The sequence below is a fragment of the Proteus columbae genome, assembly GCF_002777965.1.
In the GTDB taxonomy this organism is placed as follows: Bacteria; Pseudomonadota; Gammaproteobacteria; order Enterobacterales; family Enterobacteriaceae; genus Proteus; species Proteus columbae.
The window spans coordinates 322,195-345,023 of sequence record NZ_NGVR01000023.1; the positions used below are offsets into that span (position 1 = coordinate 322,195).

A 22,829-nucleotide genomic window follows, 5' to 3' on the forward strand; every position below is an offset into this window, starting at 1 on the left:
GTAAGGGCAAATTACCTTCTTTTAATTTGTGATAGAGGTAAGCGTTATTTTTTATTAAGTGAAAGTTTCACATTACCGTTAGGCACACAGCTACAAGCTAAAATTTTACCTGAGCGTTTAATTGCTCCGGCTTTTAATGCATTAACATCGCCTTCATCTAATTGGATAACACAAGAGCCACAAAGGCCAGCTCGGCAACTATAAGGAATGGTATAACCATTATTCTCAAGCTGTTCTAACAGGACTTCTTGGTTATTACCCTCAAAAATTTCACCGTTAAATTCAATACTGACAGTCTGCTCTTGTGTGTGTTCAACAATAGGTGTTGATTGTGTTTCAACAGGTGCTGTTACAAGATATTGTTTCGCTTCTTTATAAGCTAATACCTCAACAGTATCTCCCACGCGAATAATACCAGTTTGACGAATGATGACATTTTGACCAAAATCGACATCACCTGTTTCATCACTACGGAATGTTTGCAGTGTTGCGAGTGGTTCTGTGTTAGGATGTTTAACGCCTTTATCAATACTAATTGTGGTCATGATGCAACGGCTACAAGGTTTCATCAGATCCATCACAACAGAGCCAACACGAATAGTCTGCCAAGTATCTTCTTCAAAAGGCTTTGCACCTGTTATGAGGATATTACCTCGAAATTGCTCAATATTAATTGAAGCAGGGCAACGCTGTTGCAAGTATTGAAATGAGGCTTCATTAATTAATAAGTAAGGGTAACCATCAGCGAAAGAAACAGCGGTTTCTGGATTTTTTTTCACTCGGCGTGTCGATTTTTCGCCAGTCCAACGAAGTTGAACATCCATTTTTAAATAACGACTGAACCACTGATTTATTTCATCTGGAGCCACATACGCGGTAAAATGGTTACCCCAAACTTCTGTTGGTTGCAATGTGGTTTCAAAATCTTGATAAGTGATCGCAATACCTTCACCATCAGGTGCTTGAATATAAATACCATTTGCCATGACAGTGGGAATAAAACACAGCAAAACGGGAAATTTTCGTGCCGTGATAAAAGTCCCTTCAGGGGTGGTTATCATAAAATCGCGATCAAACGTGAATCCGCTCTCACGAGCAAATGCATGAGAAAGTCGAATTCCCTTCATTGATTTAACTGGGTGTATATAAAGGCGTGAAACGTTGATCATCAGTGCTCCCCAAAAAACATTATTATTTTTTATAGCCAGTAACTTTATGACAACGTAATACAATTAGCTATAATGCCCAACAATTTTATTTTAGGTGGTAACAATATTATGCGCTCTCTGTTTGCCAGCACAGGCCGAGGTCTGGAAGAACTATTAAAATCTGAACTTGAACACCTTGGTGCTCAGGCTTGCCAGATAACTCAAGGCGGTGTTTATTTTCGTGCTGATGATAAAACCATGTATCAGTCTTTACTTTGGAGTCGTTTAGCGTCGCGCATTATGTTGCCGTTAAATGAATTCAATGTTTATAGTGATCTAGACTTATACCTTGGTGTGCAGGCAATTGATTGGAGTGAGATTTTTACAGTTGATCAGACTTTTGCTATCCATTTTAACGGCACGAATGACATTATTCGTAATAGCCAATATGGTGCATTAAAAGCGAAAGATGCCATCGTTGACTCATTTCAACGTAAAATAGGGCAACGTCCAGATGTTGCTAAACAATCTCCTGATATCCGTTTAACTATCCACCTTCATAAAGAAAAAGCTTCATTGTCTTTAGATCTAAGTGGTGATGGTTTACATCAACGTGGTTACCGTGATTTAACAGGACAAGCACCTTTAAAAGAAAACTTAGCCGCCGCAATTATTATGCGTTCAGGCTGGAAACTTGACACATCATTAATCGATCCAATGTGTGGCTCCGGTACATTATTAATTGAAGCGGCTATGATGGCGACTGATTGTGCTCCAGCATTAAATCGTGTGCATTGGGGATTCCGTCATTGGTTAGGTCACGATGAAGCACTATGGAAAGAAGTGACTCATGAAGCGTTTGCCCGTTTTCGTGAAGGTAAAAAGAATACCACTGCGCGTTTCTATGGTTTTGATGTTGATAAACGTGTATTGGATATGGCGAGAGCCAATGCTCGCAGAGCAGATGTTGCTGAACTGATCACATTTGCTCATGGTGATGCAGCTAAACTGACAAACCCTGCCTCAACAGAAATAAAAGGGACAATTATCAGTAACCCACCGTATGGTGAGCGTTTAGAAAGTGAGCCTGCGTTAATTGCACTGCATAGTCAATTAGGAAGAGCGATAAAAGCACACTTCCCAGGTTGGAGATTGTCACTATTTAGTGCATCACCTGAATTGTTAAGTTGCATTCAATTGCGTGCTGAAAGAGAGTTCAAAGCAAAAAATGGCCCTCTTGATTGTGTACAAAAGAACTATTTACTTTCTGATACACCTTCAACGATTAACACTGGACTTGCGGAAGATTTTGCAAACCGTTTACGTAAAAATGAGAAAAAACTCGCGAAATGGGCAAAACAACAGCAAATTGAATGTTATCGCTTATACGATGCTGATTTACCTGAATATAATGTTGCTGTGGATCGCTATGGCGATAAAGTGGTTATTCAAGAGTATGCGCCACCTAAAACAGTTAATGAACACAAAGCTCGTCAGCGTTTATTCGATGTGATTAGCGCAACAATGGAAGTATTGGCATTACGTTCTGATCAACTGATTTTAAAAACACGCCAACGCCAAAAAGGTAAACAGCAGTATGAAAAAATGGCCGAAAAAGGTGATTTTTTCTTAGTTGACGAGTTTGGTGCAAAATTCTGGGTAAATCTAACAGATTATCTCGATACAGGGTTGTTCCTAGATCACCGTATTGCACGAAAAATGCTGGGTGAAATGAGTAATGGAAAAGACTTCTTAAATCTTTTTGCTTATACCGGTACGGCTTCTGTTCATGCAGGAATTGGTGGTGCAAAAAGCACAACAACCGTTGATATGTCCCGTACTTATCTTGAATGGGCTGAGAAAAACTTCCAAGCGAATGGCTTATCAGGTAGACAACACCGTTTAATGCAAGCAGATTGCATTCAGTGGTTAATGCAGAGCAACGAACAATTTGATGTGATCTTTATCGATCCACCTACGTTTTCTAACTCAAAACGAATGGAAAATACCTTTGATGTACAGCGTGATCACATTGAACTAATGAAACATCTAAAACGTTTGTTGAGAAAAGGTGGAACAATTATGTTCTCAAATAACAAACGTGGATTCAAAATGGAACATGACGAGTTAGCAAAAATTGGGTTGTGTGCAAAAGAGATAACACAGAAAACATTATCACAAGATTTTGCGCGTAACCGCCAAATTCACAATTGCTGGCTGTTAACTCATGCTGGTGAGGAATAATTTACAATGCCGTTAATTAGTTTGACTGGGGCTTATTTATCTTTCAGTGATGCCCCGCTATTAGATAGCACCGATTTATTTATTGAAGAAAATGAACGCGTTTGTTTAGTTGGGCGCAATGGTGCGGGTAAATCAACACTATTAAGAGTGTTATCTAAAGAGCAACCTTTAGATGATGGCCAAGTTGTTTATGAACAAGATCTGGTGACTGCTCGCTTACAGCAAGATCCTCCAAGAGATATTGAAGGTACTATCTTTGACTTTGTAGCAGAAGGTGTTGAAGAAGATGCTAAATATCTAACAGATTATCACCATATCTCTAAATTGATTGAGACAGATCCTTCTGATAAAAATCTCAATAAAATGGCAGAGCTACAAGAAGTACTTGATAGTCGTAATTTGTGGTTACTTGATAGCCGAATTGCAGAAGTACTAGAAAAACTCGGTTTAGATGGTGAAGCGGAGCTTTCTTCTTTATCTGGTGGTTGGTTAAGAAAAGCGGCATTAGGACGCGCATTAGTCAGTGCGCCAAGAGTGCTGTTTTTAGATGAACCAACAAACCACCTTGATATTGAAACGATCCTTTGGCTTGAGAAATTCTTAAAAGATTTCCAAGGAAGTATTGTATTTATTTCCCATGACCGTTCATTTATTCGTAATATGGCAACGCGGATTATCGATCTTGATCGTGGAAAACTTTCCTCATGGCCGGGAAATTACGATAAATACCTTGAAAGCAAAGAAGAAGCATTACGTGTTGAAGAGCAACAAAATGCAGAGTTTGATCGTAAATTAGCGCAAGAAGAGGCATGGATACGCCAAGGTATTAAAGCTCGACGTACGCGTAACGAAGGTCGTGTGAGAGCATTAAAAGCATTACGTGTTGAGCGCAGTGAACGCCGAGAGGTGTTAGGCAGCGCACGTATGCAGGTCGAAGAAGCCACTCGCTCTGGTAAAATTGTTTTTGAACTTGAAGATGTTAATTACAGCATTGGAATGCGTAAGTTAGTTCATGACTTTTCTGCCAAAGTACAGCGTGGTGATAAAATTGCGCTGGTGGGACCGAATGGTTGTGGTAAAACCACTTTATTGAAACTCATGCTAGGCGATTTAAAAGCAGACAGCGGGCGAGTTCATTGTGGTACTAAGCTTGAAGTTGCTTATTTTGATCAGCACCGTGCGACACTTGATCCTGATAAAACAGTGATGGATAACCTTGCTGAAGGTAAGCAAGAGGTGATGGTAAATGGTCGTCCTCGCCATGTACTTGGTTATCTGCAAGACTTCTTATTTCCACCTAAACGTGCGATGACGCCTGTTCGTGCCCTATCAGGGGGAGAGAGAAACCGTCTATTACTGGCACGTTTATTCTTAAAACCAAGTAACTTACTTATTCTCGATGAGCCAACCAATGATCTTGATGTTGAAACTTTGGAATTACTAGAAGAGCTCGTTGATGCTTACCAAGGCACTGTTTTACTGGTTAGCCATGACCGTGAATTTGTTGATAATAGTGTTACTGAGTGTTGGATCTTTGAAGGTGATGGTGTTATTAACAGCTACGTTGGAGGATATTACGATGCTCAACAACAACGAGCACAGTCGGTTTCACTAAAGAATGCGACAAACAAACCACGCAACGCACCAGAAAAAGCTGAAAAAGAAGCAAAAGTGAAAGATAGCTCTAAAAAGAACACGCGTTCTAACAAGTTAAGTTATCATTTGACGCGAGAACTTGAGCAACTTCCTGCTAAATTAGAAAGCTTAGAAACGCAGTTAAGTGCATTGCAAGAAGAAGTGAGTGGGGCAGATTTCTTTACTCGTCCTCATGAAGAGACTGAAAAAGTCTTAAAGGCGCTTGCAGATAAAGAACAAGAGCTTGAAACTGCTTTTGACAGATGGCAAGAGCTAGAATTGATGCAAAACGGCGAATAGCCAACCGAAAACGGGGCATCACGCCCCGTTTTACTTTCTGGATTAAATATTCTTTTATTGATTACTCTAAATAAGAGGTGTCGCTGTGTGCTCTGGTCAACAACATCGTCATGAACATAAACATGAGCAAATATTATGTCCTCAGTGCGATCTGGTGGTCAGTGTTCCTCAATTAACGCAGGGAACAAAAGCAACATGCCCTCGTTGCCATACTGTATTAATTGCACGTTGGCGCCAACCTTTTTATCAGCCTGTTGCGTTGGCGATTAGCGCATTATTTATGTTGTTTATGGCGAGTCAATTTACTTTTGTGAGTATGGAAGTGGCTGGTATCGCCAATAATGTCACACTGATGCAAATTCCAGCTGTTATGTTTAGTGAAAATTACGTCGAATTAGGCGCATTTTTCCTACTGTTTGTCCAAATTGTGCCAGCTTTTTGTATGGTGGCAATCTTACTTCTTTGTACACCAATTCAATTACCTAGAAAGCTACAAATTTGGTTATCACGCATTTTATTCCAATTAAAATCGTGGTGTATGGCAGAGATTTTTCTTGCGGGAATTTTAGTTAGCTTTGTAAAATTAATGGCTTATGGTGATATTGGATTAGGACTCAGTTTTCTACCTTATGTGCTTTATTGCTTATTTCAAATTCGTGCTTTTCAGTGTCTTGATAGACATACTTTATGGGAAAAATTAGAACCTCGTCCAAATTACCCTGATATTGAATCAGGTAAATCGGGATTAAAACAAGGGGTTAGATTATGTCGTTCATGTACGGCAATCTTACCTGCAGATCAATACGAATGTAGTCGTTGTGAAGTGAAAGGGCATGCAAGAAGACCTAGAAGTTTGCAATGGACGGTTTCGTTGTTGATTACGTCATTAATTCTTTATATCCCCGCTAATTTATTACCCATTATGGTCACTGAATCTTTAGGTAATAACCTTTATTCAACCATTATGGCTGGGGTTATTTTGTTATGGGAAGATGGATCTTATCCTGTTGCAATGGTGATATTTATTGCCAGTATTATGGTACCAAGTTTAAAAATGCTCGCAATAGCTTGGTTGTGTTGGGATGCACACAAATCCAATGGAAAAAGAGATCCTGCTAGAATGCATTTTCTCTACGAAGTTGTTGAATATGTAGGGCGTTGGTCGATGATTGACGTATTCGTAATTGCTGTTTTAGCTTCATTAGTCAGAATGGGACGTCTGATGAGCATCTATCCTGATTTTGGTGTGGTGCTATTTGCATTGGTTGTAGTGCTAACTATGTTCTCTGCAATGATGTTTGATCCTCGATTGACGTGGGATAAGTGTACAACCGAGGATGATAAACCCACGATTAAGGAGCCTAAGGGTGACTGAAAAGAATGAAACTGCTTTAACTGAAGCAAAAATTAACAAACTCAAAAGCTGGTCTCCAGTTTGGATCATACCACTTGTCACTTTACTGATTGGTGCGTGGATACTTTATTATCATTTCAGCCATCAGGGCCCTGAAGTTACATTAATTACCTATAATGCCGATGGTATTGAAGCAGGTAAAACCAAAATTAAAAGCCGTAGTGTGGATATCGGTCTAGTTGAAAGTGTCACACTCGACAGCAATTTTAGTCGCGTTATTATTACGGCTCGTCTCGATAAAGGAATGAAAGAGTTATTACGTGCAGATACTGCATTTTGGGTTGTAAGACCTCAAGTCGGTAAAGAGGGTGTAACGGGTTTAGGCACCTTGCTTTCTGGTGCTTACATTGAATTGCAACCGGGATTAAAAGGTAAAGAAGAAGATGAATTTAATCTTCTCGACTCGCCTCCGTTAGCTTCACCAGATGCAAAAGGTATTCGTATCAATCTGGTAAGTGAAGGGGCAGGCCAATTAAATGCGGGCGATCCTGTTTTATTTAGAGGCTACCAAGTCGGCTCTGTTGAAACCAGTGAATTCAACATTGAGAGCCGAGATATGCACTATCAACTCTTTATCAAAGCACCTTATGACAAAATGGTGACCTCAAATGTTAGATTCTGGAAAGATTCAGGTATCGCTTTTGATATGTCTTCATCAGGTGTGCGCGTTGAAATGGCATCACTTTCTACACTCTTTAGTGGTGGCGTTAGTTTTGATGTTCCTGCGGGATGGATCCCAGGTGATCCTATTGCGCCTAAAACAGAATTTAAGCTTTACGATAATGAAAAAAGCATTCAAAACTCGCTATATACCGACTATCGTAGCTACATTATGTTCTTCTCTGATTCTGTAAGAGGGTTGCAAGCAGGAGCTCCTGTGGAATTCCGCGGAATTCGTATGGGAACAGTTGTACAAGTGCCTTATTACACTAAAGGTATGCAACAATCGCTGGATAAAGATTTTCGTATTCCCGTACTTATCCATGTTGAACCAGAACGTTTTGCTAATGATGTCGGTGAGAGTTTCGACTTCGTTAAAGAAATCACTTTTGCTTCTAATAATGGGTTAAGAGCATCATTGAAATCAGGTAACCTTTTAACTGGGGCGCTTTATATTGATCTTGATTTCTATCCTGATGAAGCTAAATGGGAAGGCCCTCAAGAAGTTGCTGGTTTCCAACAAATTCCGACTGTTGGCTCTGGTTTAGCGCAAATTCAGCAAAAAGTGATGACATCATTGGATAAGATCAACAATCTTCCTGTTGAACCAATGCTTAAAGAGATGACTGCCACTTTATCTGAAAGCCAAAAAGCAGTAACTGAGGCAAAAGAAACTCTGAAAGCATTAAATGCCATGATTGGCAGTGATGAATTTAGAAACCTTCCTAATGATATTCAACAGTCATTGAAAGAGATTAATCGCAGTATGCAAGGTTTCCAACCAGGCTCTCCTGCATACGGAAAAATGATCGATAATATGCAGCAGCTTGATCAGGTCTTAAGAGAAATGCAGCCTTTATTGAAAACATTGAACAATAAAAGCAACGCATTAATTTTTGAGGCGAAGGAAGGTAAAGATCCAGAACCAAAGAGGGCTGAAAAATAATGAAATACATCATTGGGATATTTGTATTGATGTTAACGGCATGTTCAAGTCAGATTGATAAAACGTATTATCAGTTACCTGATGTTTATCAAGGTGGCGTGTCAGAACAAGTCTTGGCAACACTGTCAGCCAAGAAGCCTCAGATTTGGGTTCAGCCGATCCGCTTGTCCAATATGCTAGTTAATGCAGGAATTGTTTATCAAACGACAGATATTAACTATACCGTGGCTAATCAGCATCTATGGATTAATCCACTTGATCAGCAATTACAGCAGAACCTTATTTCAGGTTTAACAAAAGCATTGCCGGGTACTGTTGTTGCTAATCAACCGGTTGAAGATAACTTGGCAAAATTAACAGTCACAGTTAATTACTTTCAAGGCCGTTATGATGGACAGGTAATTATTTCAGGTGACTGGATTTATACTGAAAATAATAAAGTAATTAATCAGCCATTCTCTTTAGTTTTGACTCAAACTGAAGATGGTTATCCTGCTTTAGTGCGTACATTAGGACAAGGGTGGGAGCAAGTGGTTTCTGATATAGCGAAAGCAATTCAAGCTCAATACTAACTGACTTAGCATTACGTATATTCAAACCCAATATTTTCTTAAATTGCATTTAAGTTGAATATTGGGTTTTGTTTATTTGAAAAAGGACAACAAAGGAAACAATATGTTAGAAATTCTTAAAAAGAAATATCCCACTGCAATCAGTTGGTCATTTGGTGATAATGCCCAGTTAGCGGATGAACTTGCTATGCTGGTGGTAGAAGGAAAAAAAACGGCAACGTGTAGTTCATTAAGTGGTTTTTTTAGTGACAGTGTTATTCCCGTTATTGGTGGTTTTAGCATAATTCTAAACAATAAAAATGAGCCTGTTTGTGTTATTCGTACACGCTCCTTACAGCTAATTCGATTTAATGAAGTTACAGAAGAGCAGGCTAAGAGAGAAGGTGAAGGCGATTTAAGTTTGGCATATTGGCAAGAAGGGCATAAAGCTTTCTTCAATCGAGAAGGTCATTTTTCAGAAGATATGGAGTTGGTATTTGAAGAGTTTGAATTAATAGAAGTATGTAAGAGGTATTAATAGTTGATTTTACCTCCAATAATGGCTAATTCCTTAATAAAACAAAGGTAATTAAAAAGAGTTTTCTACGAAAAAATAAAAATAGAGCAAAAAGTTATATTTATAAACCAAGTCTTATATTGACATAAATTTAAAAATAAACATCATTTTTTCTTATTTAATTTATTGATTACATAAGATAAAAATAAAGAAATTCATTTTTAAGTAATGATAATTATTAAATATCAATTGGTTGTGTTTTATTTTGGTATAACTCATTAAAAGAATTAGATAATCGTTAAGTTAAAGTATTAAATAAAATAAATAATAACACTAAGTATTAATTTTACAGTTAGCTCAACATCACAAATATGACATTTGTATTAACTTCTTTACTTGCTTAAATGTGCAATAAAGCGTATCAATTTATAGTGGTTGTTGAAAAAACAATCATTATCTTTCCGCTTAAACTTAGAACGTGAGGGTTGTCTAGATATGAAAAGACAGAAACGAGATCGTTTAGCTAGAGCATTATCGAAAGGTTATCAAGCTGGTATGCAAGGTCGTTCAAAAGAGCTTTGCCCTTATTTCGCCATTGATGCGCGTTCACATTGGCTTGGAGGTTGGCGACAGGCGATGGAAGATCGCCCGAGTCTGGTAAAATAAATAACCCGTCGTAGTGAAATAGATAATAGCTTATTTTTAGCTATATTAAATATTATCACTAAGATTTTACCGACAATCAAAACGAGGGTTATTTATATACATTCCTATGTACATATTGAGCATAGGACAATTTGAGTATAAATAACAAATAATCAATTTGGATATAAAAAAGGCTTACATTTTTGTAAGCCTTTTTACGTTATATTGTCATTATTATTTTTATGAAGAAAGAAATAGCGCCAATAATGCTGAAAATATTTTGGTGTATATCAATGCTTCCTATGACTATTGCAATAGCAATAAGTATTCAAAATACATTTGATAATACAAATGGTAGTAACCAAGCAGAAAATTTAGGTGGGATGTTAGGGATCTTATTTTTAGCGGGATTGCTTGTTTATCTTACATATAGCTTATTTTTCTCTGTTAAAATTAAACACTATTTTCAGTATTTACAAGATAAACAATCGACGGCATGTATTGATAAAAACTAAATTGAATATGATCTATTTTTTATAAAAAATAAATATGCTGCTAGTATAGATAAAAATACCGTGTATTTTATGTTACACGGTATTTCTATAATATACTCGTCATCCTTCAAGCTGCAGGGGTGTTGGCTATGCCCAGTTACTCGAATCACATACATGAGTATGCTCATCGGGATATCTTTGATTGCCACCTACCTGCACTCGAATGATTTAGAATATAGATTAGGGGGATCTATTTTAGAATGCAGTTGTATCTTTAAATAAGCCAACTTTTAAATCTTTTGCTTCATAGATCAGCTTACCATCAACATACACTTCACCATCGGCAATACCCATAATCAGTTTACGATTGATAACACGTTTGAAATCAATTTTATAGGTAACTTTCTTTGCTGTTGGTAATATTTGCCCAGTGAATTTAACTTCGCCAACACCAAGCGCACGGCCTTTACCTTCACCACCAAGCCAGCCAAGATAGAAACCAACAAGTTGCCACATGGCATCTAGGCCTAAGCAACCCGGCATAACAGGATCATTGACGAAGTGGCAATCAAAGAACCATAAATCTGGCTTGATATCGAATTCTGCTTCGATAAAGCCTTTATTATGGGTGCCGCCATCTTCTGTCATTTTAATGATGCGATCCATCATTAGCATATTACCAGATGGCAGTGGTGGGCCATCTTGGCCAAATAATTCACCACGGCCTGAAGCAATGAGGTCTTCTTTAGAATAAGATTCGCGTTTATCAACCATTGTCTATATAGCCTTTATCAAGTGTAAGACAACAGAATAGCTTACACTTGTACGCTGAACAACTCCGATCACTTGAAACAGAATTATCTGAATAGACGTAAGAACCAAGGTAATTTAGGTCTATCCTGATTATTTGCAAGTGTTATACGGTCATGAATAACAGCTAACAAGTGTGAGTCTGATTGTTCTGGTTCACATTGCTCTTCATAATATGGCTGACGAGTCAGTAACGTTATCGCTTCCGCTACATGAGTGACAGGCCAAATATGAAATTTTTCTTCTTTTACCGCTTGTTGTACATTTTCATTGAGTACAAGGTGACGAATATTGGCAAGAGGAATAATTACGCCTTGCGCACCAGTTAATCCTCTTTGTTGGCAAATATCAAAGAAGCCTTCAATTTTCTGGTTTACACCACCAATAGGTTGGACTTGACCAAATTGATCAACGGCACCTGTAACAGCAATTTGCTGATCAATAGGTTGCTGTGCCAGCGTGCTAATAAAAGCACATAATTCAGCCAAAGAGGCGCTATCTCCATCAACTTCACCATATGATTGTTCAAAAACAATCGAGGTGCTAAATGGCTGCGGCTGGTCTAAACGTAATTCTGAGTTTAAGTAAGCTTGCATAATCATCATTCCTTTAGCATGAAGATTGCCACCAAGCTCAGCTTTTCGCTCAACATCCGTAAACTCACCATCACCTATATGTGCAACGCAGGTAATACGGGTCGGTTCACCGATTAAATCAGGATATCCCGGGTAATCTAAGACAGAAAGCCCATTGATTTGACCAATAGCTTCACCTTCTGTTTGTATCATTACTTGGTCTTGTAAAATCTCATCACGACTACGTTCTAATAAATAACTGTGTCGCCATAGGCGATTTTCTTCAGCCTTTTTCAATGCATCAGCATTTAGAGAAGCACCATGATTAAAACGCATTGCATAACGAAGCTGGCGTAAGATCCATTCTAAATCAAGGCTCAGTATTAGCTGATCTTCATGTTGTCTTGCAGCTTGTGTTAGCAAGACTTCCCAAGCATCTGCAGATAAAGAAGGGAGGCGATATTTTTGGCACAGTGAATTTACAAAGCCACACCATTGAGAAAGAGCGGTTTCGTCTTCTAAATACATATCGTATTCATATTCACCATATAAAGCAGTGCTACTTAGTTCAGGCTCCATAAATTCAAGCTCTTCAAGACTAAGTCTATCACCAACTAAAATAACACGAAGATTGAGCGGCATGCTCTCAATAGGTAAAGGTAGGGCTTGATTGTCATTCCAGACAAGCCATTCAAAACGTTGTTCTTCAACCATTTTTTTAAGGCGGAACCACATTAGTGGTTGTGCAAGTAAAGATTTTATAGAGAGGACTAAGATGCCTCCATTTACTTTATGCAATAAACCTGGGCTGAGGGTAACTTCGTCTTTATGGCAATAGAATGAACCAAAGAGCTGTTCTGGCTCTATCCATTGGCAACAAATAATAGATTCTGATGATGAAAATGCACCTTGTACATTTTCTTGCCAATCGATTTTATTGGTTTCTGCTTGATAACTGCCAACAACAGGATCAGTTTTGATCTCTGATTGCGTTAATGTGTCTGTCAGCATATCGAAGTAAGCAGCAGAATCATCCGCTTTTAACAGCATAAACTGCCCTGAATCTGCATTGTTTAACCATTGCAGGCTTTCATACAGGCGAGGTTGAACCTCACGAAGTAGAGATGCAGGTAATTGAGATGCTGTTTGAAAGAAAGTTTGGTAGGAGGCGTAATCAGGACGTAACGCCTGCCATTCTAATTCGTTGTTTTTCAAGGTTACCGTTTTTATTATTGATTAGTGAAAAGAGATAATTAGATATCGTATAAGTCGATACCTATCCTGCAATAAGACGGTTCTTTAACTGTCATCAACTGCATAGGCAGGGAATATGTACCGCTACGACCTTATAATGACGGGTTAATAATTGGTCATTAAGGTTTTATGATAGCGACGCTCGATTCTATCATAATGTGCTCAGAAAACTATCCCTTATCAAGGCTTGTTACTAATTGATAAGAAAGATTATGTAAATTGTCTTTGCCTATAAATTTGCCTATAAAATAATCGAAAAATTTCGGTTCAGTGGCAGTATTTTTGTAAAATTGTTGATATGCTACTATATAGTTACGTTGTCACGGGATTTTGTATGAAATATCAACAGTTAGAGAACCTAGAATGTGGCTGGAAATGGGCCTATCTAGTAAAAAAACATCGTGAAGGTGAATTAATTACCCGTTATATAGAAAAAAGCGCCGCTGATGAAGTTGTCGAGCAATTGTTACTTCTTGAATCGCAACCATTAAAAGTTTTAGAGTGGATAGATTTGCATATGAATCCTGATTTATCTAATAGGATGAAGCAAACGATTAGAGCTCGTAGAAAACGTTATTTTAATGCAGAGCATCAACACACGCGCAAAAAATCAATCGATTTAACGTTTAAAGTTTGGCAGCGCTTATCCGCATTGTCACAACGAAGAGGGATCACATTATCAGAAACAATCGTGCAATTAATTGAAGACGCTGAACGAAAAGAACAATATGCATTAAAAGTGCATAGTTTAAAAGATGGGCTTATTGAGTTATTAGAACGCGATAAAGAAAAATAAGTTACATTAATTTTGGCTTATTGGTTTCGATAATTTATTTGTTTCTATTGTGATATTTCATACTGGTCTGAAAACGTTCTTGTCTTTATATTTTTACCTAATTTTATCTCCATAAAGAAAAACCCTGCCAATGGCAGGGTTTTGAATTCATCAACAGTAGATTATTCTACTATCTGAATTATTTACCAGCAGGAACAACAACTTCAGTTGTACCTTGGATTTCGATCTCAACACGACGGTCTGGCGCTAAGCAATCGATCAGAGCTGAACGAGCTTTAACGTTGTCACATGTGTTGCCAGTAACTGGATTTTCTTTACCACGACCTTCTGCAGAGATGCTGTTTGCAGGGATACCTTTAGAAACCAGGTAATCAACTACAGATTGAGCACGTTTTTCTGACAGAGGCAGGTTGTAGTTTTGTGAACCAATACGGTCAGTGTAACCGATAACTACTACACGACCTTGAGTTGGGTCGATGTTAGCCAGTTCAGTGTACAGACCATTCAGAGCTTCTTGACCTTCAGCTTTCAGAGTAGATTTGTTGAAGTTGAACAGAACGTCTGAACGCAGAGTAAAGGTTTTGTTCTCAACAACTGGAGCTGGAGCTACAACTGGTGCTGGAGCTACAACTGGAGCTGGAGTTTCTTGGTTGAAGCGGTAAGCAACACCAACACTCAGCATGCCGTTGTCTGGACGAGCATTCAGAGTACCTTTATCACCGATGTTGTTGATCCATTGATATTCAACACGGGTAGCGATGTTTGGAGTGATCGCGTATTCAGTACCTAATGCGAATACTGGAGAAACACCAGTGTCGTTATTAGAGAAACGTTCTTGAGCTGGAGATGGTGAAGTTGCGTTTTTAGTTGCAGAAGAATCTGCACGCCATACCATACCACCTAAACGTGTATAAACGTCTAAGTCTTCCATTACTGGATAGCTCAATTTAGTGGTTAATTGGATACCTTGTGCACGGAATGCACCGTTGTCATATGAACCTTTGTAAGTCATACGACCTAACCAATCATAACCCAGCTCAAAACCTAAGTATTGGTTGTATTGATAACCAGCAAATGCACCTGCACCTAACTGATCACGGTGAGTGTTACCGTTACCAATAGAAGTTTCACCGAAATGGTTACTAGTACCTTGGTATTGAGACCAACCTAATTTACCACCGGTATACCAGGTATTGTCTTTTGGAGCTGCTTGCGCTGCAGTTGCGAAAGCTGCCACTGCCACTGCTAATGCGATAGCTGTCTTTTTCATTTTACGCCTCGTTATCATCCAAGTTAGGCATTTGGCTTTAAGCCTTATTATTTGCCCTTGGTTAAATTATTGTTAGGAATCCAATGCTTTCATCAAATGATGATCCCAAAAATGGGATTTAAAGCATAACCTTAACGACATAAAGTCTACAATGAACTTAAAAAGTTACAAGTAATCCTTTAAAATTCGACTTAAAATTTTAAAAAGATCCGTCTTATTCCACAATGGGGAAGATTCTGTATTTTTGTTAAATTTGTTGTAACTATATGATTTAGGTTATAAATACATTTGACTTATCTTAAATGATATCAGAGTGTTTTGAGTATTAGGAAAACTCTTAAATTTCACTAATGGTAGTGAATTGAATGAATTTTTACGGAATTCAAATGTCGTTTAGATGCATTACTACTTTCTAAATGGATATTTGTATTAATTTGCTGTCGCATAATAAACCCGAGGGTTTTTCCTTTACTTGCAGCAGATTCTAATCGTTTCATCTCTTCTGACGATATTTCTGGTAACCAACCGAGTACTACACTGTAATTACCACTCATCAGTGCTTTTTCCATTAAATCAACAGTAGTTATCATATTTATATGATTTAACTGGATTATTTTGTTAAGTGGTAATCCTGCATTTTTTAACCAAGTACGATTTAGTTTTTGTTGTGGGTTTAACCACAATAACCAACGCGATTCATGGCTATACTGTTTTAGTAATGGCAAAAGAATGTGATTAATGACGAGCGGATTTTGGTAGAGAAGTTCACTCACCATACCTTGTCTATTATTACTATCGTAAGTCGCCACTGTTGAAGGGATAGATAGAGGTAATACCTCATTTGAGATCTCTTGGAGAATGGCGTTCTGTCTTGTCGGAGATGATGTTGAGATTTTCATATTTACCTCGTTCCATATGTACTGTATGAATATACAGTATCTCTATATTTCGCTTAAATCAAGCTCATTTTTTGAAAGTTCCTCTCAAATTTTATGTAAATCCCTATTTTTAAGCCGTTAACTATTGGCAATACAAAGGAAATTCTTTATTGTCTTTCTTGTGATGTCTTATGCATGTTTTTGAATTCAAAGATAAAATTTAATCTTAAAGTATGTGTTGGAGTTTCAATGTTATTTTTACCTGAGCAAAGGAAGGCTCATTTATTATCGCGTATTGCGCAATATGGAGAGTTAACAACAAAGTCTCAATTTGGTGGTGTTAGCTTAATGATTGATGATGTTATGTTTGCTATCACGTCTGATAATGAGTTTTATTTAAAAGGAAGTGGCTTTTTAGAAACTCTTTATAAGGCAACAAAAATGAGTTCCTATACCTATTTGAAAAAAGGAATTCCTATCATATTGCGTTATTACCATATAACGGATTCGCTATGGGAAAATCAGCAAAAATTAGATCAATATATTGATATGTCATATCACTACAGCATTCAAGAATATTTAGGACAACGAAAGAAGCCTTGCAGAATAAAAGACTTACCTAATTTAGGTGTGATATTAGAAAAAAGATTGAATCAAATTGGCATTAATCAAGTTGAAGAACTGCGTTTAATCGGTGCTAAAGCGTGTTATCTAAAATTAATGCATAGCCACAATTTGAGAAATAGTGAACTTTTACTTTCATTGGCAGGAGCTATCGTTGGGTGCCATCGCTCTGTATTACCTAGTCAACTTAAAATGGAGTTATTAGATTGGTATAACGAATTGTCTTTCCAATAAGATAAAAGTAATGACTGTTATTTTCTCTAATGTGCTTATGGAAATTAGAGAAAATAACGTCAATAAGAGACTAAACTTGAGGTTGAGGTAGGCAGTTTGATTCGCTTTGCTCAATAATTTGGATACAACTAATAATTTGTGGCAGTAAATCCAATAATAATCGGATTTGAGTAAGTACTAATTGAATGCGAGGATTATCTGCATTAGGTAATAGATTGATCCTTTCAATTAATTCTACATGGGATTGCTTAAATACTTCGCCTTGTGGCGTTTTGCGACGTAAAGCCGAATCGATATAACAAACCGTATCATTAAGCAACGTGAGCACATTCTCATCTTCTATTTTTGAACGATGAACGCCAAGTGCAGAAATATAACTAAGTAAAGTATGATTTAAGCAAAGCAACTGGAAGGCCACTTCTTGGGATGCTTGATAACTTTTTGGCTCTGATGACATATTTGAGATCAGTGATGCTAATTCACCATCACTGCTATGAGCATTTCGACGCGCAATTCGATAACTCAAGCTATTATCTTTTCCTTGGTAATACTGAATAAGGATGGCATCAAGATAATAGCAGTTATTCGTCATTGTTTTTTGAATAACAACAGGCAGTTGACGGAATTTCCAATCAGGCCAAATAAAGCTAACAGCAAACCATGCTATGGCACAGCCAATTAAGGTATCGATAATACGAGGAAGGGCAACATCATAACCTTCACCAAGCAAATTGAAGCTTAATAACACCAATAAAGTAATAAATAGTGTGGCATGTGCATATTGTATAGTTCTAAATGCGAAAAAGAGCGTACCGGTTATCACAATTAAAACTAGTTGCCCTTCAATTGAAGGAACGAAATATAAAATAGGAAAGCCAATTAAAATACCAATAATAGTACCACTTACACGTAAGGTAAGACGTCGGCGAGTAGCATTGTAGTTGGGTTGGCAAACAAATAGGCTGGTCAATAATATCCAATAACCTCTATCCAATTGGAAAAATTGAATAATGGCATAGCCAATACATAACACGAGTGACATCCTAACGGCATGTCTAAAAAGTGCCGATTTAGGCGTGAGGTGCTCTTTTATTCTTAGTGCAATATCGCGCCATCCGGTTAAACCATCATCAGAAAGTTGCGTTTCTTCTTTTTGGTCATGGGATATTTGGTATTGCTCTGTACTAATACTTCGTAAAAGCGCATCAATGCCTTGAAGATTTTGCAGTAAATTATTTAAAGGCGTTATTAATTGAGGCTCTGAAGTCGTATTTTTTAAATGATTTAATGCATTCTCTAAATAATTTATCGCACGTTCTAATGAAGAGTTATGCTGATATTTTTTATGCCAAAGAATAGATTGTGCAACTTGTTCACAAGCTCGCGCCTGCATAGAAAGCAAACGTTGAAAACGAAATAACACATCGCTATGTCGCAATTCATTACTTAATAGTTGGTATTGAACATGCGACGAACTTGCTCTTTCATGAATATCTTGAGCAACAAAATAGTAATGAAGTGTGAAACGGCTGCTACGTTGGCCTCTATCACCTTTTAATCGACTTAATAAAGTAACCTTAGTTTGGTTCATCGTGTCAATTAATTGGCTATTTGCCATTGCTAAATTATAAAGCGAATGTTGATAATCATCTTCGATATCAGGATCAAATAATGTCGCTTTAGCTTCGAGGTAAGTTGCAAGTTGTTGGTAGCAGCGAGTTAAATTGTCCTGAACTGGGCGAATTGGGAATAATAAGTGACCAACTAATGTTAACGAGTTATACCAAATAGCGCCTAATAGTAATAAAACGGGTTGTTCATACCATTCAGGGAAAATAGGCATACCGAGCATAGTATAAATTGCGATTAATAAAGCACCAAAAGCAATGGTTGCGTACCGTTGCCCTAAAGCGCCTAATAAAATAAATCCCCAAGTAGAAATGGCTAAACCACAAAAGAACAAAATAGGATATGGATAAAGTAATCCTATTGATGCTGAAGCAAGAAGAAAACAGCATAAAGTGATAACGAGGTTTTTTAAACGTCCAACAAGCCTATCATCTAAATCAGTTAATGCTGCCGCAACCACACCTAAAGTTAGAGGAATTGTGTATTTAGGCTCTTGCCCTAAAATCCAAGGAAACAAAGTCGTTCCTGTAAGCGCGATTATTATGCGAATATAATATAAAAAGTGGCTATTATAGATAAATCGGCGGGCGCCATTTAGCAAAGTGAACACAAAAAGCCCTTAAATAAACAAGATGAAGATAATTACCTCTTAGAATATAGGGTTTATCACCGATTAAAAAGAGCTTAACAACAGACTATTTGTTATTTATTGCAGGAATTACGTATGGAACTGAAATCCACCCCGATGGGACAACGTTTAGCACAACATCCTTATAATAGAGTCAAATTGTTAAATGCAGGTATTGAAGTCAGTGGTGAAAAACATCAGTATTTAATTCCTTTTAACGAATTGATTAATATTTTCTGTAAAAAAGGGATTGTGTGGGGGGAATTAGAATTTTTATTGCCAGAAGATAAAGTTGTTCGATTACATGGAACAGACTGGGAAGAAACTCAGCAGTTTTATCGTTATCTTTATCAATCATGGCAAAATTGGAGTAAAGAAATGAGCGAAATAAGTGCTCAGGTACTTGAGAAGCAACTCCATAATATTAATGAAATCACTCAATCAAATAGATGGATAAAACAGTCTAAACTTAGTGAAATTCAACAGTCTATCAAAGAAAGCTTTTCTGCTATTCCTCTGCCTCTTGAACGCCTTACTCAATTTGATAATTGCCATACGCTTTATCAGCAATGTTTAGAATGGCTAAAGCAAGGTGAAGCACTTATTAATAAAGAAAATTCTGCATGGGTAACTCAAATATTAAATGAGCATGCGGAATTTTTTAATACGATTGAATCATCGCCATTAAATGAATCGCAGTGTCGTGCTGTAATTAATGGCGAAGAAAATATTCTTGTTCTTGCTGGTGCGGGAAGTGGTAAAACATCGGTACTAGTCGCGAGAGCAGGCTGGTTATTACGCCGTCAGTTAGCGCAGCCAGATCAAATATTATTACTTGCTTTTGGTCGTAAAGCCGCACAAGAAATGAACGAAAGGCTTTCTAGTCGTTTAAATGCCGATATTATGGCAAAGACATTCCATGCACTGGCATTATCCGTTATTCAGCAAGCGACCAAAAAACAACCTAAAATTAGTGAGCTTGAAATAAATAGTGAAAAAAGAAGAGCTCTATTATTAAGTGCGTGGCGAGATCAGTGTCAACAGAAAAAAGCACAAGCAAAAGGGTGGCGAGAGTGGTTATCTCAAGAGTTTGAGTGGGATATTCCTGATGGTGAGTTTTGGCATGATAAAAAATTAGAAAACCAGGTTGCTGTAAGATTAGAGCGTTGGGTTAGTTTATTAAGGATGCAAGGCGGTAGCCAAAAATCGCTGATTGACAGTGTACAACCCGAATATACAGAAGCTTTTAAAAAGTATTTAAAATTATTATCGCCATTATTGAAAGCTTGGAAAACTGCATTAAAAGAGGAAGATGCGATCGATTTTTCGGGCTTATTACATCAAGCTATTAATCTTATTGAAAAAGGGCGTTTTATTAGTCCATGGAAACATATTCTTGTCGATGAGTTCCAAGATATTTCACCATTAAGAGCTTCATTATTAACCGCATTAAAACAGCAAAATAAACAAACATCTCTATTTGCAGTAGGAGATGATTGGCAAGCCATTTATCGTTTTAGTGGCGCAGAATTATTATTAACGACTTCTTTCCATCACTCTTTTGGTGAAGGGGCTGAATGTGCATTAGATACGACTTATCGTTTTAATGACACGATAGGAAATATTGCTAATACGTTTATTCAACAAAATCCAGCTCAATTATCTAAACCTTTAAATAGTTTAGTGAAAGGTAATAAAAAGTCAGTTGTGCTGTTATCTGACGATCAACTTGAGAATCTACTAAATAAAATGAGTGGTTATGTAGAAGAAAATGAAACTATTCTTTTACTCGCTCGTTATCACTATTTAAAACCAGAATTATTAAAAAAAGCGAAAACACGTTGGCCTAAATTAGATCTACAGTTTATGACTTTTCATGCTTCAAAAGGGCAACAAGCAGATTACGTTATTATTTTAGGTTTACAAGACGGTAAAGACGCTTTTCCAGCACCAGCAAGAGAATCGATTATTGAATTGGCATTACTGCCTAGTGTTGAAGATTATCCTAATGCAGAAGAGCGACGCTTAATGTATGTCGCTTTAACAAGAGCAAAAAAACAAGTATGGCTATTATTTAATAAACAACAGCCATCTTGTTTTGTTTCAGAACTAAAATCTCAAGGTGTTCCTATACAGCGAAAACCTTAGAATTATTTTAATCTCTCTTTTAAATAACCTTCGTAATCGGGAATCTTAATTGTAGATTCTTGTGAAAAGAGAGGAGAGGAAATTAAAAAGTTAGCAGTTGCACGATTTGTTGCAACTGGGATGTTCCAAACCGTAGCTAAACGTAGAAGAGCTTTAACATCGGGGTCGTGCGGAACTGCATTTAATGGATCCCAAAAGAAAATCATAATATCAATTTTCTTTTCGGCGATCATGGCACCTATTTGTTGGTCGCCACCCATTGGGCCACTTAGCATTTGAGTAACAGGAAGACCAGTGTGGTGATTAATTAAGTTACCGGTAGTTCCTGTTGCAAATAACTTGTGTAGAGACAGTTGTTCACGGTTATTTTCAACCCATTCCAGTAATGAGCTTTTACAGTGATCATGGGCAACAAGCGCGATATTTTTTTCTTTTAAGAGCGTGCGGTCAATTTGTTCCATTTGATACCTTTAAAAATAAATATAGTAATTGTTCCAGTTTTCAAAATACCTTTTTTTTATCTTATAAGCTATGAACAGATCAAGATACTATGATGTATCATAATCTTTTCAATCTTCATGATGAACGGAGTAGATAAATGGTGGATTCAGACATTTATGACATTTTAAGAAGCGTTAAAACCATTGCGCTTGTTGGTGCGAGTAATAAAGAAGATCGCCCAAGCTATAAAGTCATGAAATTCCTATTAGAACAAGGCTATGATGTTATTCCTGTCAATCCAGGTATGTCAGGGCAAACCTTATTGGGGCAACAATGCTATGCCTCATTAAAATATATTCCTGTTGCTGTTGATATGGTTGATGTTTTTCGTCAATCTGACGTAGCATTAGCAATTGCGCAAGAAGCCATTGAAATTAATGCCAAAGTATTATGGTTGCAGATTGGTGTTATTAATGAGGATGCTAAAGATTTAGCTGAAGATGCCGGGTTACGTGTGGTAATGGATCGTTGTCCTAAAAAAGAAATTGAAGCCCATGGTCTTCCTTGGTAATACGCCAAAATAAAATCGCCGAAAACAAATTCGGCGATTATCATTCTATTCAGATTACTGGTTATGTAGATTAATTGGGTTAATTTCTTAATCGTGGTGCCTGTAGTTGGCTACGAATTGACTGTGATAACTCATCCAATGAGTCATTATCTAAGTGTTCATCTGAAACTTCATAGGTTATCTGCGCTTCAGCAAGATAAGTATGAACAGGTTGTCCTTCATCATCTTCCATCACAACATGGTACCAAGGTGCTGCTCGCAAGGTCACATTAGATGCAATATCATCCTCATTAGGTTGATCAAGGGAATATTCAGCATCCACATCGACAACAACGCCTAAGTAGCCGAGTAATTTATGTCTAACTTGCTGTCCTATCCCAAATTTGCTGGCGGTCATCATAGTATCACCTCCATATA

At 37.4% G+C, this 22,829-nt stretch carries 20 protein-coding genes; 12 read left to right on the forward strand and 8 right to left on the reverse strand.

Annotated elements, in window-relative coordinates; genetic code table 11:
- Positions 1-44: 44 nt before the first annotated feature.
- Positions 45-1,169, reverse strand: coding sequence for a YcbX family protein (locus CBE70_RS12430; protein WP_100159590.1), 1,125 nt, complete (start codon positions 1,167-1,169; stop codon positions 45-47).
- Positions 1,170-1,277: 108 nt separating this feature from the next.
- Here CBE70_RS12430 and rlmKL point away from each other — a divergent pair, with 108 nt between their 5' ends.
- The 8 genes from rlmKL to CBE70_RS12470 all read left to right on the forward strand — a co-directional run bounded on the left by rlmKL (position 1,278) and on the right by CBE70_RS12470 (position 10,575).
- Positions 1,278-3,392: a bifunctional 23S rRNA (guanine(2069)-N(7))-methyltransferase RlmK/23S rRNA (guanine(2445)-N(2))-methyltransferase RlmL gene (gene rlmKL, locus CBE70_RS12435; protein WP_100159591.1), complete on the forward strand. Its 2,115-nt coding sequence runs from the start codon at positions 1,278-1,280 to the stop codon at positions 3,390-3,392.
- 6 nt (positions 3,393-3,398) lie between these two features.
- Positions 3,399-5,327, forward strand: coding sequence for an ABC transporter ATP-binding protein (locus CBE70_RS12440; protein ID WP_023581344.1), 1,929 nt, complete (start codon positions 3,399-3,401; stop codon positions 5,325-5,327).
- An 85-nt stretch (positions 5,328-5,412) separates the two neighbouring features.
- Positions 5,413-6,702 carry a membrane integrity-associated transporter subunit PqiA gene (pqiA, locus tag CBE70_RS12445; RefSeq protein WP_100159592.1) on the forward strand — a complete coding sequence of 430 codons (1,290 nt, stop codon included), beginning with the start codon at positions 5,413-5,415 and terminating at the stop codon, positions 6,700-6,702.
- Positions 6,695-8,347, forward strand: a complete 1,653-nt coding sequence (pqiB, locus tag CBE70_RS12450) for an intermembrane transport protein PqiB (RefSeq protein WP_100159593.1) — start codon at positions 6,695-6,697, stop codon at positions 8,345-8,347. Before pqiA ends, pqiB begins: the two co-directional genes overlap by 8 nt.
- Positions 8,347-8,919 (forward strand): membrane integrity-associated transporter subunit PqiC, encoded by a 573-nt coding sequence (gene pqiC, locus CBE70_RS12455; RefSeq protein ID WP_100159594.1) that lies wholly within the window; start codon positions 8,347-8,349, stop codon positions 8,917-8,919. Before pqiB ends, pqiC begins: the two co-directional genes overlap by 1 nt.
- Positions 8,920-9,022: 103 nt before the next feature.
- Positions 9,023-9,436 (forward strand): ASCH domain-containing protein, encoded by a 414-nt coding sequence (locus tag CBE70_RS12460; RefSeq protein ID WP_100159595.1) that lies wholly within the window; start codon positions 9,023-9,025, stop codon positions 9,434-9,436.
- Positions 9,437-9,910: 474 nt separating this feature from the next.
- Positions 9,911-10,081, forward strand: coding sequence for a ribosome modulation factor (gene rmf, locus CBE70_RS12465; protein WP_023581348.1), 171 nt, complete (start codon positions 9,911-9,913; stop codon positions 10,079-10,081).
- Positions 10,082-10,353: 272 nt separating this feature from the next.
- Positions 10,354-10,575: a hypothetical protein gene (locus tag CBE70_RS12470; protein WP_100159596.1), complete on the forward strand. Its 222-nt coding sequence runs from the start codon at positions 10,354-10,356 to the stop codon at positions 10,573-10,575.
- 234 nt (positions 10,576-10,809) lie between these two features.
- On the opposite strand, the gene fabA is transcribed toward CBE70_RS12470, so the two are convergent.
- Both fabA and CBE70_RS12485 read right to left on the reverse strand, forming a co-directional pair.
- On the reverse strand, positions 10,810-11,328 hold the full coding sequence (gene fabA, locus CBE70_RS12480; RefSeq protein WP_023581351.1) for a bifunctional 3-hydroxydecanoyl-ACP dehydratase/trans-2-decenoyl-ACP isomerase: 519 nt from the start codon (positions 11,326-11,328) through the stop codon (positions 10,810-10,812).
- An 83-nt stretch (positions 11,329-11,411) separates the two neighbouring features.
- The gene (locus CBE70_RS12485; protein ID WP_100159598.1) at positions 11,412-13,154 is read right to left on the reverse strand and encodes an AAA family ATPase; all 1,743 of its coding nucleotides are present in this window, start codon (positions 13,152-13,154) and stop codon (positions 11,412-11,414) included.
- A 373-nt stretch (positions 13,155-13,527) separates the two neighbouring features.
- Here CBE70_RS12485 and matP point away from each other — a divergent pair, with 373 nt between their 5' ends.
- Positions 13,528-13,989 carry a macrodomain Ter protein MatP gene (gene matP, locus CBE70_RS12490; protein WP_088493264.1) on the forward strand — a complete coding sequence of 154 codons (462 nt, stop codon included), beginning with the start codon at positions 13,528-13,530 and terminating at the stop codon, positions 13,987-13,989.
- Positions 13,990-14,167: 178 nt separating this feature from the next.
- Here the strand turns inward: matP and ompA are convergent, their stop codons facing one another.
- Both ompA and sulA read right to left on the reverse strand, forming a co-directional pair.
- On the reverse strand, positions 14,168-15,259 hold the full coding sequence (ompA, locus tag CBE70_RS12495) for a porin OmpA (protein ID WP_100159599.1): 1,092 nt from the start codon (positions 15,257-15,259) through the stop codon (positions 14,168-14,170).
- 347 nt (positions 15,260-15,606) lie between these two features.
- Positions 15,607-16,158 (reverse strand): SOS-induced cell division inhibitor SulA, encoded by a 552-nt coding sequence (gene sulA / locus CBE70_RS12500; RefSeq protein WP_100159600.1) that lies wholly within the window; start codon positions 16,156-16,158, stop codon positions 15,607-15,609.
- Positions 16,159-16,386: 228 nt separating this feature from the next.
- On the opposite strand from sulA, the gene CBE70_RS12505 reads away from it, so the two are divergent.
- Positions 16,387-16,995, forward strand: coding sequence for a TfoX/Sxy family DNA transformation protein (locus CBE70_RS12505; protein ID WP_100159601.1), 609 nt, complete (start codon positions 16,387-16,389; stop codon positions 16,993-16,995).
- A 70-nt stretch (positions 16,996-17,065) separates the two neighbouring features.
- Here CBE70_RS12505 and yccS read toward each other — a convergent pair whose 3' ends face one another.
- Entirely contained in the window at positions 17,066-19,234 is a 2,169-nt protein-coding gene (gene yccS / locus CBE70_RS12510; protein WP_100159602.1) for a YccS family putative transporter, read from the reverse strand.
- 114 nt (positions 19,235-19,348) lie between these two features.
- Between yccS and helD the strand changes: the two genes are divergently transcribed.
- Positions 19,349-21,400 carry a DNA helicase IV gene (gene helD / locus CBE70_RS12515; RefSeq protein ID WP_100159603.1) on the forward strand — a complete coding sequence of 684 codons (2,052 nt, stop codon included), beginning with the start codon at positions 19,349-19,351 and terminating at the stop codon, positions 21,398-21,400.
- A gap of 2 nt (positions 21,401-21,402) precedes the next feature.
- Here helD and CBE70_RS12520 read toward each other — a convergent pair whose 3' ends face one another.
- Positions 21,403-21,861: a methylglyoxal synthase gene (locus tag CBE70_RS12520; protein WP_100159604.1), complete on the reverse strand. Its 459-nt coding sequence runs from the start codon at positions 21,859-21,861 to the stop codon at positions 21,403-21,405.
- Between the two features lie 137 nt (positions 21,862-21,998).
- On the opposite strand from CBE70_RS12520, the gene CBE70_RS12525 reads away from it, so the two are divergent.
- Positions 21,999-22,412: a CoA-binding protein gene (locus tag CBE70_RS12525; RefSeq protein WP_100159605.1), complete on the forward strand. Its 414-nt coding sequence runs from the start codon at positions 21,999-22,001 to the stop codon at positions 22,410-22,412.
- Between the two features lie 79 nt (positions 22,413-22,491).
- Here CBE70_RS12525 and hspQ read toward each other — a convergent pair whose 3' ends face one another.
- Complete coding sequence (hspQ, locus tag CBE70_RS12530) at positions 22,492-22,812, reverse strand: heat shock protein HspQ (RefSeq protein WP_006537351.1); 321 nt, start codon at positions 22,810-22,812, stop codon at positions 22,492-22,494.
- Positions 22,813-22,829: the final 17 nt, after the last annotated feature.